This window comes from Streptomyces sp. NBC_00250, from assembly GCF_036192275.1.
Lineage (GTDB): Bacteria > Actinomycetota > Actinomycetes > Streptomycetales > Streptomycetaceae > Streptomyces.
This window is the reverse complement of record NZ_CP108088.1, coordinates 5,007,115-5,021,790: the sequence shown is the minus strand read 5'-3', so window position 1 is coordinate 5,021,790 and position 14,676 is coordinate 5,007,115. Positions and strand designations below refer to the sequence as shown.

13 protein-coding genes, 1 tRNA gene and 1 pseudogene are annotated in these 14,676 nt (G+C 71.1%); 6 read left to right on the top strand and 9 right to left on the bottom strand.

Going from position 1 to position 14,676, the window contains the following annotated elements; genetic code table 11:
- Positions 1-12: 12 nt before the first annotated feature.
- Complete coding sequence (locus OG259_RS22820; RefSeq protein ID WP_015034550.1) at positions 13-357, bottom strand: WhiB family transcriptional regulator; 345 nt, start codon at positions 355-357, stop codon at positions 13-15.
- A gap of 552 nt (positions 358-909) precedes the next feature.
- Between OG259_RS22820 and OG259_RS22815 the strand changes: the two genes are divergently transcribed.
- Entirely contained in the window at positions 910-3,153 is a 2,244-nt protein-coding gene (locus OG259_RS22815; RefSeq protein WP_328943949.1) for a transglycosylase domain-containing protein, read from the top strand.
- Between the two features lie 76 nt (positions 3,154-3,229).
- On the opposite strand, the gene OG259_RS22810 is transcribed toward OG259_RS22815, so the two are convergent.
- Positions 3,230-3,694 carry a GatB/YqeY domain-containing protein gene (locus tag OG259_RS22810; RefSeq protein ID WP_328943948.1) on the bottom strand — a complete coding sequence of 155 codons (465 nt, stop codon included), beginning with the start codon at positions 3,692-3,694 and terminating at the stop codon, positions 3,230-3,232.
- Positions 3,695-3,768: 74 nt separating this feature from the next.
- Here OG259_RS22810 and OG259_RS22805 point away from each other — a divergent pair, with 74 nt between their 5' ends.
- The 4 genes and pseudogenes from OG259_RS22805 to OG259_RS22790 form a co-directional block, all read left to right on the top strand.
- Entirely contained in the window at positions 3,769-4,707 is a 939-nt protein-coding gene (locus OG259_RS22805) for a metallophosphoesterase (RefSeq protein WP_328943947.1), read from the top strand.
- A gap of 43 nt (positions 4,708-4,750) precedes the next feature.
- Positions 4,751-4,999 (top strand): hypothetical protein, encoded by a 249-nt coding sequence (locus tag OG259_RS22800; protein ID WP_328943946.1) that lies wholly within the window; start codon positions 4,751-4,753, stop codon positions 4,997-4,999.
- Positions 5,000-5,037: 38 nt separating this feature from the next.
- A tRNA-Pro gene (locus OG259_RS22795) sits at positions 5,038-5,111 on the top strand.
- Positions 5,112-5,198: 87 nt separating this feature from the next.
- Positions 5,199-5,504, top strand: a pseudogene (locus OG259_RS22790) (SpoIIE family protein phosphatase); the annotation flags it as partial.
- 72 nt (positions 5,505-5,576) lie between these two features.
- Here the strand turns inward: OG259_RS22790 and OG259_RS22785 are convergent.
- The 4 genes from OG259_RS22785 to OG259_RS22770 form a co-directional block, all read right to left on the bottom strand.
- On the bottom strand, positions 5,577-5,747 hold the full coding sequence (locus tag OG259_RS22785; RefSeq protein WP_328943945.1) for a hypothetical protein: 171 nt from the start codon (positions 5,745-5,747) through the stop codon (positions 5,577-5,579).
- Positions 5,748-5,777: 30 nt separating this feature from the next.
- A complete protein-coding gene (locus OG259_RS22780) occupies positions 5,778-6,134 on the bottom strand; it encodes a PRC-barrel domain-containing protein (protein ID WP_328943944.1) in 357 nt (118 codons plus the stop codon).
- A gap of 742 nt (positions 6,135-6,876) precedes the next feature.
- Positions 6,877-9,108, bottom strand: a complete 2,232-nt coding sequence (locus OG259_RS22775; RefSeq protein WP_328943943.1) for a VCBS repeat-containing protein — start codon at positions 9,106-9,108, stop codon at positions 6,877-6,879.
- Positions 9,109-9,216: 108 nt separating this feature from the next.
- The gene (locus OG259_RS22770) at positions 9,217-10,095 is read right to left on the bottom strand and encodes a glycosyltransferase family 2 protein (protein ID WP_328943942.1); all 879 of its coding nucleotides are present in this window, start codon (positions 10,093-10,095) and stop codon (positions 9,217-9,219) included.
- A 202-nt stretch (positions 10,096-10,297) separates the two neighbouring features.
- Between OG259_RS22770 and OG259_RS22765 the strand changes: the two genes are divergently transcribed.
- Positions 10,298-11,461 (top strand): serine/threonine-protein kinase, encoded by a 1,164-nt coding sequence (locus OG259_RS22765; protein ID WP_328943941.1) that lies wholly within the window; start codon positions 10,298-10,300, stop codon positions 11,459-11,461.
- A gap of 36 nt (positions 11,462-11,497) precedes the next feature.
- On the opposite strand, the gene OG259_RS22760 is transcribed toward OG259_RS22765, so the two are convergent.
- The 3 genes from OG259_RS22760 to OG259_RS22750 form a co-directional block, all read right to left on the bottom strand.
- Positions 11,498-11,779, bottom strand: coding sequence for a hypothetical protein (locus tag OG259_RS22760; RefSeq protein ID WP_328943940.1), 282 nt, complete (start codon positions 11,777-11,779; stop codon positions 11,498-11,500).
- 282 nt (positions 11,780-12,061) lie between these two features.
- A complete protein-coding gene (locus tag OG259_RS22755; RefSeq protein ID WP_328943939.1) occupies positions 12,062-13,081 on the bottom strand; it encodes a YdcF family protein in 1,020 nt (339 codons plus the stop codon).
- Positions 13,082-13,101: 20 nt separating this feature from the next.
- On the bottom strand, positions 13,102-14,445 hold the full coding sequence (locus OG259_RS22750; protein WP_328943938.1) for a tetratricopeptide repeat protein: 1,344 nt from the start codon (positions 14,443-14,445) through the stop codon (positions 13,102-13,104).
- Positions 14,446-14,676 lie beyond the last annotated feature (231 nt).

Below are 14,676 nucleotides of genomic sequence, written 5' to 3'. Positions count from 1 at the left end.
GGTAGCCCTCGGCTACCCGACCGCGGCGTACGCCTCGTACGTCGCGTCGTCCTCGATCGCCACGGGCAGCAGGCCCGCTCCCCGCTCGTACTCCGTGCGCGCGGTCTCAAGGAGCCGGCGCCACGAGGTGACGGTCGGCCTGCGGCGCAGCAGGGCGCGGCGCTCGCGCTCCGTCATGCCGCCCCACACGCCGAACTCCACGCGGTTGTCGAGGGCGTCGGCCAGGCACTCGGTCCGCACCGGGCATCCGGTGCACACCGCCTTTGCCCTGTTCTGTGCCGCTCCCTGTACGAAAAGTTCATCCGGATCGGTAGTGCGGCAGGCCGCCTGCGCACTCCAGTCAGCTACCCAGCCCATACCGGCGCCGTCCTCTCCCGAATCGAGGCTCCCCCACGGCGGCAGCGGCATATTCACCGCTGCCAGTTGGGACGTTACGGAAGGTGGGCACAGCGCAACACCCCCTTCGGGCCCAATCTTCGATGGCCCGAACGGACTATGCGTGCGCGTCAGATCACCCAGGGGAGTGATCGAAGGACATGCGTGTGATAGCGGACATATCGCCTGGATACGCCCTTCCTTGACGGTGTCACTTCGGACACCGCGTGACGCATGAGCCGGAATCGGACACGAGCTCCCCATGCTTCGGGGTCATGGGAATTCATGCCGGAGTCACACCCGGGTCTTGATGCCAGACCACACTGCTGTGACAGTTGGGAGCAGCTTAGGCCAAGGCATATACGCGTGTCCGGCGAATGAGAACGTCGCCGGCTCACGCAGCCGGCGCACGCAGCCGCCCCACCGAGCCGGGTCCCGCGGCGGGCTGCCCGGATGTCACGGTCTGGTACTCGAACGCTCCGAGAGGCCCCCGCTCCTACGGAACGCTCATCACTACGGATTAGGCTGCCCCCCATGGCAAAGAAGCGCTCCGGCGGTGGTCTGACCGGGACCCAGCAGGCCGCCAAGTTCCTCGGTGTCAGTGTGCTCGCGGGAGCCGTGCTGGCGGGCATCGCCCTGCCCGCGGCCGGCGCACTCGGTCTGGCCGCGAAGGGCACTGTCGAGGGGTTCGACGAGATCCCCTCCAACCTGAAGACCCCACCGCTGAGTCAGCGCACCACGATCCTCGACTCCGAGGGTGGCCTCCTCGCCACCGTGTACTCGCGGGACCGGAAGGTCGTCCCGCTGGACAAGATCTCCCCCTACATGCAGAAGGCGATCGTCGCGATCGAGGACGGCCGCTTCTACGAGCACGGGGCGATCGACCTCAAGGGTGTGCTGCGCGCGATCAACCGCAACGCGCAGTCGGGCGGGGTCGCGCAGGGCGCGTCCACCCTCACCCAGCAGTACGTGAAGAACGTCTTCGTCGAGGAGGCCGGTGACGACCCCGAGAAGGTCGCGCAGGCCACCCAGCAGACCATCGGCCGCAAGGTCCGCGAACTGAAGTACGCGATCCAGGTCGAGGAGGAGCTGGGCAAGAAGAAGATCCTGGAGAACTACCTCAACATCACGTTCTTCGGGCAGCAGGCGTACGGCATCGAGGCCGCCTCCCAGCGGTACTTCTCCAAGCACGCCGCCGACCTGACCCTCGGCGAGGCGGCGATGATGGCCGGCCTCGTCCAGTCGCCGAGCCGCTACGACCCGATCAACGACCTCCAGGAAGCCACCAAGCGCCGCAACGTGGTCCTCCAGCGGATGGCCGACGTCAAGGACATCAGCCAGGCCGAGGCCGACAAGGCGAAGGCCGCCCCGCTCAAGCTGAAGGTCAAGACCCCGAGGAACGGCTGCATCACCGCCGTCGACGGAGCCGGCTTCTTCTGCGACTACGTCCGCAAGACGATCCTCATGGACCCGGTCTTCGGCAAGACGGCGGAGGAACGCCAGAAGCTGTGGAACCTGGGCGGTCTCACCATCAAGACCACCCTGGACCCGCGCGCGCAGGCCGCCGCCAACGAGGCCGCGATCGCGAAGGTCAACAAGGACGACCCGGTCGCCACCTCGGTCGTGCAGGTCCAGCCCGGCACCGGCAAGATCCTCTCGATGGGCCAGTCCCGCCCGTACGGCCTGGACCAGAAGAAGCACGAGACGACGCTCAACCTCGCCGTGAGCAACCGGATGGGCGGCAGCACCTACGGCTTCCAGGTCGGCTCGACCTTCAAGCCCTTCACCGCCGCCGCCGCGCTGGAGAAGGGCATCAGCCCCGCGCAGTCCTACGACACGCCGTGGAAGATGAAGGTGAACGAGAGCGGCTTCCGCGACTGCAAGGGCGCCCCCGGCGCCAACAGGGAGTGGGAGCTGCAGAACGAGCTGGAGTCCGAGGCCGGCTCCTGGGACATGACGGGTGCGCTCGGCAAGTCCATCAACACCTACTTCGTGCTTCTGGAGCAGCAGGCCGGACTCTGCGAGACCGCCCAGATGGCGCAGAAGCTGGGATACGCCCGCGGTGACGGCAAGCCGCTCGAAGTGACGCCGGCGCTCACCCTCGGCAGCCAGGTCAGCACCCCGCTGGCGATGGCCTCCGCCTACGCCGCCTTCGCCAACCGGGGTCTGCACTGCACTCCGGTCGCCATCGAGTCGGTCAAGGCCGCCAACGGCGACAAGCTCAACGTCCCGGACACCACGTGCACACGGGCGATGAGCGAGCGCACCGCCGACCTGATCAACCAGATGCTGAAGGGCGTCGTCGAGGACGGCACCGGTACGAAGGCCGGTCTGAGCGACCGCGACAACGCGGGCAAGACCGGTACGACCAACGACCGCAAGGACGCCTGGTTCGTCGGCTACACCCCGAACCTGTCCACCGCGGTCTGGGTCGGCGACGACGTCGGCGAGCAGAAGCCGATGTACCAGATCACCATCGGCGGGGAGTACTACGCCAAGGTCTGTGGTGGCTGCCTCCCCGGCCCCATCTGGAAGATCGCGATGACGGGCGCCCTCGACGCCTCCGAGACGCCGGGCTTCGCCCCCATCTCCGTACCTCGGGCCGAGAAGCCCAAGGACAAGGAAGACGGCGACGAGGGTCCGAACAAGCCGAAGAAGCCCCGTAAGCCGGGCGACAACAAGCCGGGCGACACCAAGCCCCCGACCAACCCGTTCCCCGGCATCACCATCCCGCCGGACATGCTGGGCGGCGGAAACGGCCGCGGCGGAAACCGCTGACGGTCCCCTTACCCCGTACACACCGAGAGGGCGCCCCGCATCCGCGGGGCGCCCTCTCGGCTGTGGTCCGCCCGAATCAGCCCGCGAGGAGCTTCTTCACGGAGGCGGCGACCCGGCCGCCGTCGGCCTGGCCGGCCACCTTCGGGTTCACGATCTTCATGACGGCGCCCATGGCACGCGGGCCCTCGGCGCCGGCGGCCTTGGCCTCCGCGACGGCCGCCGCGACGATCCCGTCGATCTCCTCGTCGCTGAGCTGCTTCGGCAGGTACGCGTCGAGGAGGACGCCCTCCGCCTTCTCCCGCTCGGCGGACTCGGTGCGACCGCCCTGGGCGAAGGCGTCCGCGGCCTCGCGGCGCTTCTTCGCCTCCTTGGCGATCACCTTCTGCACCTCGTCGTCGGAGAGTTCGCGCTTGGTCTTGCCCGCGACCTCCTCCTTGGTGATCGCGGTGATGGTCAGCCGCAGGGTCGAGGAGCGCAGTTCGTCGCGCTCCCGGATCGCGGCGTTGAGGTCGGCCTGGAGCTTCGCCTTGAGCGTGGTCATGAGGCCAAGTGTGGCAGGTGTGCCGCCCCACCCGCCCGCGCATTTACGCCTCCGGGGTCTGCGACGATGGGGGAATGCGCGCACGGTACGGGCTCCCCCTGAAGATCACGGCAGGCCTCACGGCGACGGCCGCCGCCGGAATCGTCTACGCGGCCGGCTTCGAGGCCCGCTCTTTCCGGCTCCGCCGTGTGACGGTCCCGGTGCTCCCGCCAGGCATGGACGACCTGCGGGTCCTGCAGGTCTCCGACATCCACATGGTGAGCGGCCAGGGCAAGAAGCGGGCCTGGCTCCAGTCCCTCGCCGGGCTCCGCCCGGACTTCGTCGTCAACACCGGCGACAACCTCTCCGACCCGAAAGCGGTACCGGAGGTCCTCGACGCGCTCGGCCCGCTGATGGAGTTCCCGGGCGTGTACGTCTTCGGCTCCAACGACTACTACGGGCCCACGCCCCGCAACCCCGGCCGCTATCTGATGGAGAAGGTCCAGGGCCGGCACGGCCTCAACGGCAACAAGCCGGTCGTCGGCGCCGTCCACAACCCCTGGGAGGGGATGCGGGACGCGTTCGACGCGGCGGGCTGGGTGGACCTCACCAACACCCGCGGCCGGCTCAAGCTGCCGCAGGCGGAGCTCGCGTTCACCGGCCTCGACGACCCGCACATCAAGCGCGACCGGTACGAGCGGGTGGCCGGCGGCCCCGACACCGGGGCCGACTTCACGGTGGGCGTGGTCCATGCCCCGTACCTGCGCTCGCTGGACGCGTTCACGGCCGACGGGTACGAGCTGATCCTCGCCGGGCACACCCACGGCGGGCAGCTGTGCATCCCCTTCTACGGGGCGCTCGTCACCAACTGCGACCTGGACACCGACCGGGTGAAGGGGCTCTCCACGCACACGGTCGCCGACCGGACGTCGTACCTCCACGTCTCGGCGGGCTGCGGCACCAACCGCTTCACCCCGGTCCGTTTCGCCTGCCCGCCCGAGGTCACGCTGCTGACCCTGACGGCGCGCGGGTAGCCGCCGCTGCGCGCCGGATCCCCCTCCTCCTACGGCAGGGGGCATGCTCACGCCGAACCGCGCCTCCGCAGTCCCGGCCGCCGCCGCGCTCCCCACCGTCCGCAGGCCCTACGCCGCCGCCTTCCGCAGCGTGGTCGCCCTGTCCGCCGCGACGGGCCTGGTCATCGAGTGCGTCCTCGGCGCGGCCTTCTACGCCCTCGGCCTCGCGATCGTCGGCCTGGACCGCATCCGACCTGCGCCGCGACCCCGCGAAAACCGGATTTCGTCTCAGCGCGCGCGTGGGCTAAAGTAATCGATGTCGCCGCGACGTGAAGAACAGAGCAGCGACATCGGGGTGTAGCGCAGCTTGGCAGCGCGCTTCGTTCGGGACGAAGAGGTCGTGGGTTCAAATCCCGCCACCCCGACAGCCGCAAGACCAGGTCAGGGGCCTGATCCGAGAAATCGGATCAGGCCCCTGAGTGGTTTCCGGGGCCGTCTTGGGAGCCGTTTGGCCGGTCGGCTTCGGTGGTGAGGAGCCGGTGGTCAGCGAGCGGATGCTGCAGCCCGGGGACCGGCTGCTGTGTTTCACCGACGGCATGATCGAAGAGCATCGACCCGGCGGGGAACAGTTCGGCGAGGAGCGGCTCATCGAGTGCACCAACCGAGCCGTCCGTGACCACACGGCGGTGCGGTCGGTGGTGCGCACGCTCTCCCACTCCCTGAAACAGGAACGAGGCGGCGTCACCGGCGACGACGCGACCATCTTCCTCATCGAGTGGCGCGGTGGCGACGCCGACCATCTCGCCGCCCTCGGTTGAGCCCATGTGCGCCCTCACACGCAGTGGACAGGGTCCGTCGCTGTCCAGACCGGTTCGCCCGGCGCGTCGGGGTCACCTGACAGGGCGGCGATGGGCGGAGCGGCGCATGCGCATGGTGATGTAGATGAGGTCCGCCACCAGCAGCACGATGCCGATGATGAGCAGGAAGAGCAGTCCGTCGGCGGTGACACCGATGATGCCCAGCACGATCGCGATGATGATCACGGCCAGGAAGAGCGTCATGAGGGCGGCCCCCTCGGTCGGTTGGGGAGCTCAGCGGCGGGCCAGCTGGCGTTCGCCGTTCGCCCCGGGCTGGTAGGGGAGGTCGTAGTGCCGGAAGACCGCCTCCTCGTCCTCGGCGGGAAGTACGTCGTCGCTGCCGATCGAAGGGCACTGCTTCACCAGCGCCTTGTCATGGGCGACCCTCACGTAGCCCGGCCCCACCGTCGCACCGTCCAGGGGGACGAACACCAGACGGTGTCGGGTGGGCAGGCCGACGCGGACCGTGGCCATGGCCGGCTCGTCGGTACTGGTGTCGACGTAGACCGCCTCCAGCTCACCGATCCTGTGGCCCCGCGTGTCCACCACGTCGTGGGTTCGCCACTCGCGGATGTCCGCCATCTGGATCATGCCGACTCCTGGTGGTGTGTCGCTGGTTCGGTGGGCGTGGCGACGAGGATCTCGGCGGCCTGGGTGAGGTTGCCGGCGTCGACCGCACGGGCCATGGCGTCACGTGCCGCGTCGGGCCCTGCCGGGATGCACCGCTCGGTGGATCTCGTCCGGAAGGAGCTGGGGAGGGGTGGGCGTGTCGGATTCGGCCATGGTGGTCCGCCTGCCTGCGCGGGGCCGCCGACACATGATGGCCGACGAGATACCGCCGTGGTCTCACGGTACTCCGCGTTCCTGCGGTCATGCCCGCGGACATCGGCCGGGCGGTGAAACCCGCTCTCCCTCTCGGCCTGTCCGGCCCGCAGTCGTAGAATTGAACGTGGATCGAGCACGCTCACGTGTGGCGATCCGGAAGGGCGGCCTCGGCGGAGTGAATGCGCTGGGGCCGTTGTGACGGCCGCCGCCACGGGGCCCGCGCGGGCGCCAGTCGTGGAACCCTCCGGCACCCGGGAGGACCCGACCAGGCACTCGGCATCAGCCAGGTGGCGGCGGGTGCCCTCTCGTAAGCCCAGGGCACGAGTTCGCTCCCGATAGGCACCGTAGGTGTGTCCCTCCCGGGAGCCGTCTGGGAGCCGACTTGCTCCCCAAGCCTCCGCGACACCGCCCGAGCCCACTGCACACCAACGCTGTGACCAGGCGAAACGGCGAACCCAGCCGGTGGCCGTCCGGGGAGCCGGATTCGGAGTCCGGCTCCCCTTCGGGGTCAGTAGAGGTCGTTCAGCCAGTCGTAGCCCACCTCTGCCAGCAGGTGCGGGGAGAACGGCTTCGCCCACTGGCCGGTGCCGCCGTAGAGCAGCAGGCCCGGGTTGGTGCCGCCGCCCGCCCCGAAGGCCGCCAGGTCGTTCCGGCCGTCGCCGTCGGCGTCCCCGACCCCTACGAGGTCGTCGAACAGGCCCCAGCCGCCGCCGATCCTCGTCCGGGCCGCGAAGGTGCCGTCGCCCTTGCCGAGGTACAGCCAGAGGACTCCGGCCCGGTCGCGGGCGACGAGGTCCCCGGCGCCCGCGCCCGCGAGGTTGCCGGTGGCGGAGAGGAGGTTGTAGCCGCCCCAGCCGCCACCGATCTTCTTGCGGGGCGCGAAGGTGCCGTCGCCCTTACCGGGGTGGAGCCACAGGACGCCCGTCTTGTCGGCGGCGAGGAGATCGACGCGGCCGTCACCGGTGACGTCGGAGCCGCCGGTGAGCTTGTCGTAGGTGTTCCACCCGCCGCCGATCCGCTTCCGGGGCGCGAAGTTCTTGCCCTTGCCCTCGTAGAACCAGAGGACGCCGGTCCTGTCGCGGGCGACGAGGTCGGCGGCGGGGGTACCGCCGAGGTTGCCGGTGGCGGTCATCCGGTCGTACGCGTTCCACCCGCTGCCGATCCGGTTGGCGTCCATCGCCGCGCCCGGCTCACGCCGCAGGAGCTGCCCGAGGTCGTACGAGGAGAGGGTGCCGCTCGCGGAGCGGTTGAGCACGTCCGCCGAGCCGTTGTCGTCGACGTCGTGCAGCCGGGCCGCGCGAGTGAGGGTGAACGAGCCGCTGCGCTCGACGGCCGGGCCGATGCCGTTGGCGGGTGCGGCGGTCATCGTCCAGGTGTAGGCGCCGTTGTACGCCGGGAACTTGGCGGCGAAGAGGCCGTCCCACACCAGCGGGAAGTCGGTCGTCGCCGGAACGGTGTAGGGAGGGACGACGGTGACGGAACGGCCCGTGGCGACATGGACCAGCTTCAGCGTGACGCGCGCGTTCTTCCGGTTGAGCGTCCAGCCGGCGGTCAGCTTCCCGCCCGCGCGGTCGAGGTCGAAGGTGCCGGTCGGGGGCAGGGTCTCCTTCGCCACGGTGAGCTCGGTGGCGACGCCGGTGGTCGCCAGGAGGGAGACGGTGGGGTGGGCGCCGTTCTCACCGGGTGCGATCCGGTACACGCCCTCGCCCTGGTCGAGCGTGCCGCCGGAGGTGATCAGGCTGCCGTCGGGTGACTCGACGAGGCGGGAGGCGTGCGCGAGGAGGGGGACGGTCTCGCCCGTCGTCAGCGAACGGGCCGTCACCTGGTGCAGGGGGTCGGTGACCGTGGCCGCACCGCCGCCCTGCAGGGTGTGGACGGCCCAGTCGCCGATGATCTGCACGGACAGGAAGGAGCTCGACGCGAAGCCGCTCAACGGCCGGGTGCGGGTGACCTCCGTGCCGTCCCGTCGGGCCACGGCCAGGACGGGATTGTTGTAGTTCGACCATTCGAACCAGGCCACCCGGGTCTCCGACGCGCCCATGGAGAGCAGGTCGCTCGTACCGAGGGTGTCGTACGTCGCCACCACCTTGGCGGAGGGGACGTCCACGACCGCCAGATCCTGCTGCGGCACTCCGCCCGTGGAATGGTCGTACCGGTAGAGGAGGGTGTCCGGGCCGTCGCTCTCCGTCTTCTTCTGCGTGGCGAACAGGGGCATGCCCGACACCTTGCGGTCCACGGTCCTGCCCTCGGCGTCCTTGCTGATCACGTGCAGTTCCTGGCCGCTGGAACCGCTCACGTACTTCCGGGTGACGAGGGACGTGCCCTGGTAGCGGACGACCGTGTGCGTACCGCCGAGTTGCGCCGTGTCGTAGGAGACCACTTCCTTGCCCGTGGTCATGTCGACGTAGGTGTGCTTGGTGCCCTCCCTGCGTACGGCGATGTCCGTGCCCTCGCTCCCGGCCCACTGTCCGGACAGCCGGGTCGGGGTGCCGTCGTTCCGCACCCACACGTAGGCGAGGGCCGTGCCCTCCTCGCGGAACGTCAGGAAGCCGGACGGGCCGCTGGAGAGGACCGTCGTGCCGGCCGGTACGGAGAAGGCCGGCTGCTCGTCGGCGGCCGGGGAGGTCACCGGCGCCGGGGCGGCGGCCAGGGCCGGGGCGGTCAGACCGCCGGCCGTCACCGCGAGGGCGACGGCGACTGCGGCGGTGAGGCGCCGGCCGGCGGAGGCGGGGTGCTTCAAGGGGATTCCTCCCGGGAGCTGTGGTCGTGGCGTCCAGGCGCCACGACCACAGGACTCACGAAGGCCGTTCAAGGTTGTACGGCCGTTCGGAAACCGGAAGGCCGTTCGTCAGATCACCGGCGGGCGGCCCAGGCGGGTCATGCGGCGGACCGTGGACCAGCTCATGGGATGGCGGGGGCCGCAGGAGTGACGGACACCTTCCGCGAAGCCCGCGAACCAGGACGCCAGGCCCGGGAGGGAACGGGTGCGGGCCAGGGTCAGAAGGGTCCAGACGCCCAGGTAGACGGGGACGAGCAGGGCCGGCAGGTTGCGCTTGGCCAGCCAGACGCGGTTGCGGGCGGTCATCCGGTAGTAGACGGCGTGCCGGGCGGGGCTGGTCTTCGGGTGCTGGAGGAGGAGTTTCGGCTCGTAGACGACCTTCCAGCCCGCGTCGAGGGCCCGCCAGGCCATGTCGGTCTCCTCGTGGGTGAAGAAGAAGTCCTCCGGCCAGCCGCCGATCTCGTCGAGCATCACCATCGACAGGCCGTGGCCGCCGCCGAGGAAGGTCGTGACCTCACCGCCGCGCATCGGGTCCTTCGCCCCGAGGCGCGGGACGTGGCGGCGCTGCGTCTCGCCCGTCTCGTCGGCGATGCGGAACGACACCACGCCCAGGAACGGGTCGGCCTCGTACATGTCGGCGAGGCGACGGAAGACGTCGGTGTCGACGAGCAGGCCGTCGTCGTCGAGGTCCACCACCACGTCCACGTCGCCGAACGCGCGCAGCGTGTCGATCGCGACGTTCCGGCCCCCGGACACGCCCCGGTTCTCGGGCAGTTCCACGCCGGTCACGCCCTCGGGAAGGTCCGGGAGGGTCCCGGTGCCGTTGCCGACGACCACGATCCGGGCGGCGGGTTCGTCCTGCCCTGCCACGGCGTCGAGCAGCGCCCCCAGCTCGGCCGGGCGTGTGCCCATCGTCAGTACCGCCACACCCACACGCGGTCGCGCCACGGGCCACTCCGTTCCCTGTTCACCGGAACTCGCTCCGGGCCGCGATGCTAACGCCCCACGACACCTTCCGTTCATCCGCACCACGGGTGTGATGCACCGGGCGGGCCCCGGGAAGGGGGAGCGCGGCGAAGCGCGTGGTCCGGCGGCTCTACGCTGGTTCCCTTCCGTCAAGTTGATCGATCGTCGAAAGGGTGGTCTCCAGGTGCTGGTCGCGGACCGATATCGGCTTCATGTGTGTATCGGTCGGGGCGGTATGGGCGAGGTGTGGCAGGCCACCGACGAGGTGCTCGGCCGTGACGTCGCCGTGAAGCTGATGCTCGCGCACGGAACCGACCCCTCCGCCGCCGACCGGTTCCGGCTGGAGGCGCAGACCGCCGCCCGGCTGAGCCACCCGCACGTGGTGGGCGTCTTCGACTTCGGCACCTGGGACGGAAAACTGTTCCTCGTCATGGAGTTGGTCGAGGGCGACAGCCTCGCCGGAAGTCCCTCCGATCCGCTGATCCTGCCCGCCGAGCGGGTCGCCGTGGTCGCCGCGCACGCCGCCGCCGGGCTCGCCGCCGCGCACCGGCAGGGCGTCGTGCACCGGGACATCAAGCCGGGGAACCTCCTGGTCGACGCCGACGGCACCGTGAAACTGGCCGACTTCGGCATCGCCCGCTTCGTCGACGACCCCTCGGCGGCACTCACCACCACCGGCCAGATCGTCGGCACCGGGCTCTACCTCGCCCCCGAGCGGGCCCTCGGACAACCCGCCTCGCCCGCATCCGACGTGTACTCGCTCGGCTGCGTGCTCTACCAACTCCTCACCGGCCGCCCGCCGTTCCGCGCGGACACCGCCACGGCCCTGCTCTACCAGCACATCGACACCGCCCCCGTACCGCCCGGCCGGCTCGGGGTCGCGCTGCCGCCCGAGTTCGAGACGTATCTGCTGAGCCTGCTGGCCAAGCAGCCGGAGCAGCGGCCCTCGGCACAGACCATCGCGGACTGGTTCTCCTCCGGCGCCTGGCGCGCCTACTCCCAGCCGGCCCCGGTGCCGCCCCGGCCGCACGCCCCGCACCACACCGCGGGCCCGCCCACGGGCGCCGCCACCCGCTCCTCGCCGATGCCCGGGGCCGCGCCCATGCCCGGGGCCGCGCCCATGCCCGTAGCGACTCCGCCGCCCGGTCAGGCGCACAGACCCGCGCCCCCGCAGGCGCACAGACCCCCGTCCGCCGGGGCGCCCTCCTCCCGGCGGCGTGAGCGGCCCGGCAGCTCCGGCGGCGGGCTCGCGGAACTCTCCCGGCGTCGCCCCCGCAAGACGGCCGCCGTGGCCGGGGCCATCGCCTTCGTGGTCTTCCTGATCATCGGGATGGCCTGGCTCTCCTGATCATCGGGATGGCCTGGCGCTCCTGGACCGGGGACCTCAGTACAGCCGCGGCGCCATCACCTGTGGTTCCCCGTCCGCCGTCGCGAGCAGCAGGCAGCGCGGTACGCCGGGGCCCGGGGTGGCCCGTACGGTCACCGTCGTCGGCGGGTCGGTCGGCAGCTCGATCGGGACGGCGACCGGCCGGTCGTCCTTGGTCGTGGCATGGCCCGTCTCCTTGCCGTCGACGAGGATCTCGACGACGGGCATGTGGCCGGTCTGGACGGTCGCGGAGACCGAGTGCCCGAGATAGTCGATGTGGAAGTGGTGCCGTCGCTTCATGGGTCACCTCCGTACCTCCAGAGTAGGTACGGAGCTCGGGTCCCGCCGCTCCCACGGATCCCGGCGCGGATCCCGGCGCGGAGTGCGGCCTGAGTGCGGCCTGAGTGCGGCGCGGATCCCGGCCGGAGTGCGGCCGTACCGGCCCGGTGTTCAGATGGACCGGTACGGCGATCAGCGCCCCCGCGGAACGGAGCACCCGGTCCATGAGCCAGCCCCCGCCCTCCTTCGAGGACACCACCGATCGTCACCCCGTGAGACGGCCCCGATGAGCCGGCACCGGCCTCAGCGACTCGCCCAGGCCAGCACCCCGAGCAGGATCAGGGTCAGGCAGATCCCGAGGTTGACCACCTTGTACTGGAGGAAGACCGCGACGAACTCGCGGATGGTCGCCGACGGCCAGAAGTAGGCGGCCGTCGGCGAGCCCACCACCTGGCCGTTCACGCCCGCGCGGCGGGCCGTGATGGCGGCCCGGAAGGCGTGGAAGTTGTTGGTGACGATCACGCACGAGGAGCCCGGCCGGTCCCGCTCCATCAGCTCCTTGCTGAAGAGCATGTTCTCCTCGGTGGTGCGCGAACGGTCCTCGCGCACCACCGCGCCCGGCGGGAAGCCGCGCTCGACGAGGTAGTCGGCCATCGCGTGGGACTCGGGAAGCGCCTCGTCGGGGCCCTGGCCGCCCGAGACGACGAGGACGGGGGCGTCGCCCTCCCGCCGCTCGTACGCGGCCAGCCGCTCGTACACCGCGCGTCCCCGGTCCAGGCGGCTCGCGAGGAGCGGGGGCACCCGGCGGCCGCCGATCAGGCCGGAGCCCAGCACGACCACGTAGTCGGCGTCGCGGCGGATCCGCATCCGGCCGTACAGGAACGCGTAGCCCACGAAACAGACGAAGAGGAAGGAGACGTAGCCGAGGAGGAGAACGAGGGTGAGGACGAACATGTGCAGCGCCCATGAATCGGTGGTGGCGGCGACCACCGCCAGGACCATCACCCCGAACATGCCGAGCCCGGCGAGGAGCGAGAGCAGATTGGCCGGGCGCCTGCCCTCCTTGCGGACCATCTTCACGCCGTTCGCGGTGAGCAGCCCCGCGAGGACGACCGGGCCGAGGCCCAGGACGAGCAGCCCGCAGATCATCACCGTCTCGGCGACGCCGGGCGGGGCGTCCTCGATCCCGGCGAGCAGCGCGATCCCGACGAAGGTGACGGCGAGTCCGAGGTACACGGCGTTGCCGAAGCGGCGCCTGTCCCGCCGCACACCGACCCCGAAGAACAGCAGGAAGACCGCGGCCACGGCGAAGGCGAAGGACATGACGGCATCGTAGGCGGACGCTAGACCTCGGCCACCAGTGCGAACAGGCCGCGTCTCGCGCCCTCTTCGTAGGCGTCTCGCAATTCGGGGTCGTCGAGCAGCGTCCGGAGCACCGTCTCGCTCCGGGCCCGGGTCACCGCGCAGTACTCCGCCGGCCGGTACGAGGTGTCGAAGACCGAGGTCCGCAACAGGTCCACCGCGCCCAGCAGATGGGCCGCCGCGTCGCGCCGTCCCGCCGACATCCGCATCTGGGCCAGGAGTTCCGCCGCGCAGGCCGCGCCCGCCGCCGAACCGATGCGCAGATGCTCGCGCAGCGCCCACCGGGCGTACTCGGCGGCCCGGTCCTGCTCGCCGTCCCACGCGGCGAGCTCGGCCCGGGCATGGTTCGCCCAGGCGTCGGCGCACAGATCACGGCCCACCCGCGGCCACCGGCTCTCGTGCTCCAGGTCCCCCTGGTCCAGCGCCTCCTGCGCCGCCTCCGGGTCCGTACGGCACAGGGCGAGCGCGAGGCCCACCCAGCAGGAGTGCCGGGTCGGTCCGAACTCCGGGCACTCCGCCATCAGCCCGAGGGCCTCCCGGAACGCGTCCTCCGCCGCGCGGGTACGCCCCTGGTACAGGGCCGTCGCGCCCCGCAGATGGGCGAGCATCCCCAGGGCGCCCTCGTCCCCGTCCCGTACGGCCGCCGCCCAGGCCCGCACGAGGAGCGGATCGGCGTCCTCCGGGCGGCCCGACTCCAGCTCCAGGAAGGCGGCGAGCCACAGGGCGCGGGCCGACGGCTCCCCGTCGAGCAGGGCGAGGGCGTGCCGCAGCCGGGTACGGCCCTCGGCGGCCCGCCCGCAGGCCACCCACAGGAACCAGAGCAGGACGGCGATCTCGACGGCCGTGTCGGCCTCGGCGCTCGCCGAGAGCGGCGCGGTCGTCGGATCCATGGCGACGGCCAGGTCCGGGAGTTCACGCAGGGCGAGGTCGCGGGCGTCGACCTGACGGCCGCTCTGCCACCAGTCGGCGGCCCGCCGGGCGAGCTTCACGCACCACCGCCGGTGCCGCAGCACCACGGCCCAGCGCTCACCGCGTTCGGTGAGCCGGCGGGCGCCCACGGCCCGCATCGGGTGCGGCATCCAGTAGCGGGGGAAGTCGTTCTCGCCGTCGAACAGGTCGTCGACGGGGAGGAGCGCGAGGGGCGCGAGCCGGGCGAGGACCATGCGGATCTCGGCCGGGGGCAGCGCCCCCGACGCGCACACCTCGCGGACGGCGTCCCGGCCGAAGGCCCCCTCGAAGACGGACAGCCGCTCCCACAGGAGGCGTTCGGCGGGCCCGCAGCGGGCGTATCCGCGCTCGGCGGCGGCGAGCTGGTCGAGGCTCACCTCCTCGCCCCACAGAACGGTCGGTTCGCTTGATTCACTTGGTTCGCTTGATTCACTTGGTTCGCAATGCTCGCGCTGTTCGCGCGCTTCGCGCTGCTTACCCTGCTCGCGCTGTTTACCTTGCTCGCTCTGTTCGCTCTGTTCGCTCCAGAGAGCCGCCGTCTCGGGCGGCTCCCTGGTCCCCTCCCGATCCTCGCTCATGTCCATGCGGCTCATCCCCCGTCTCTCCCC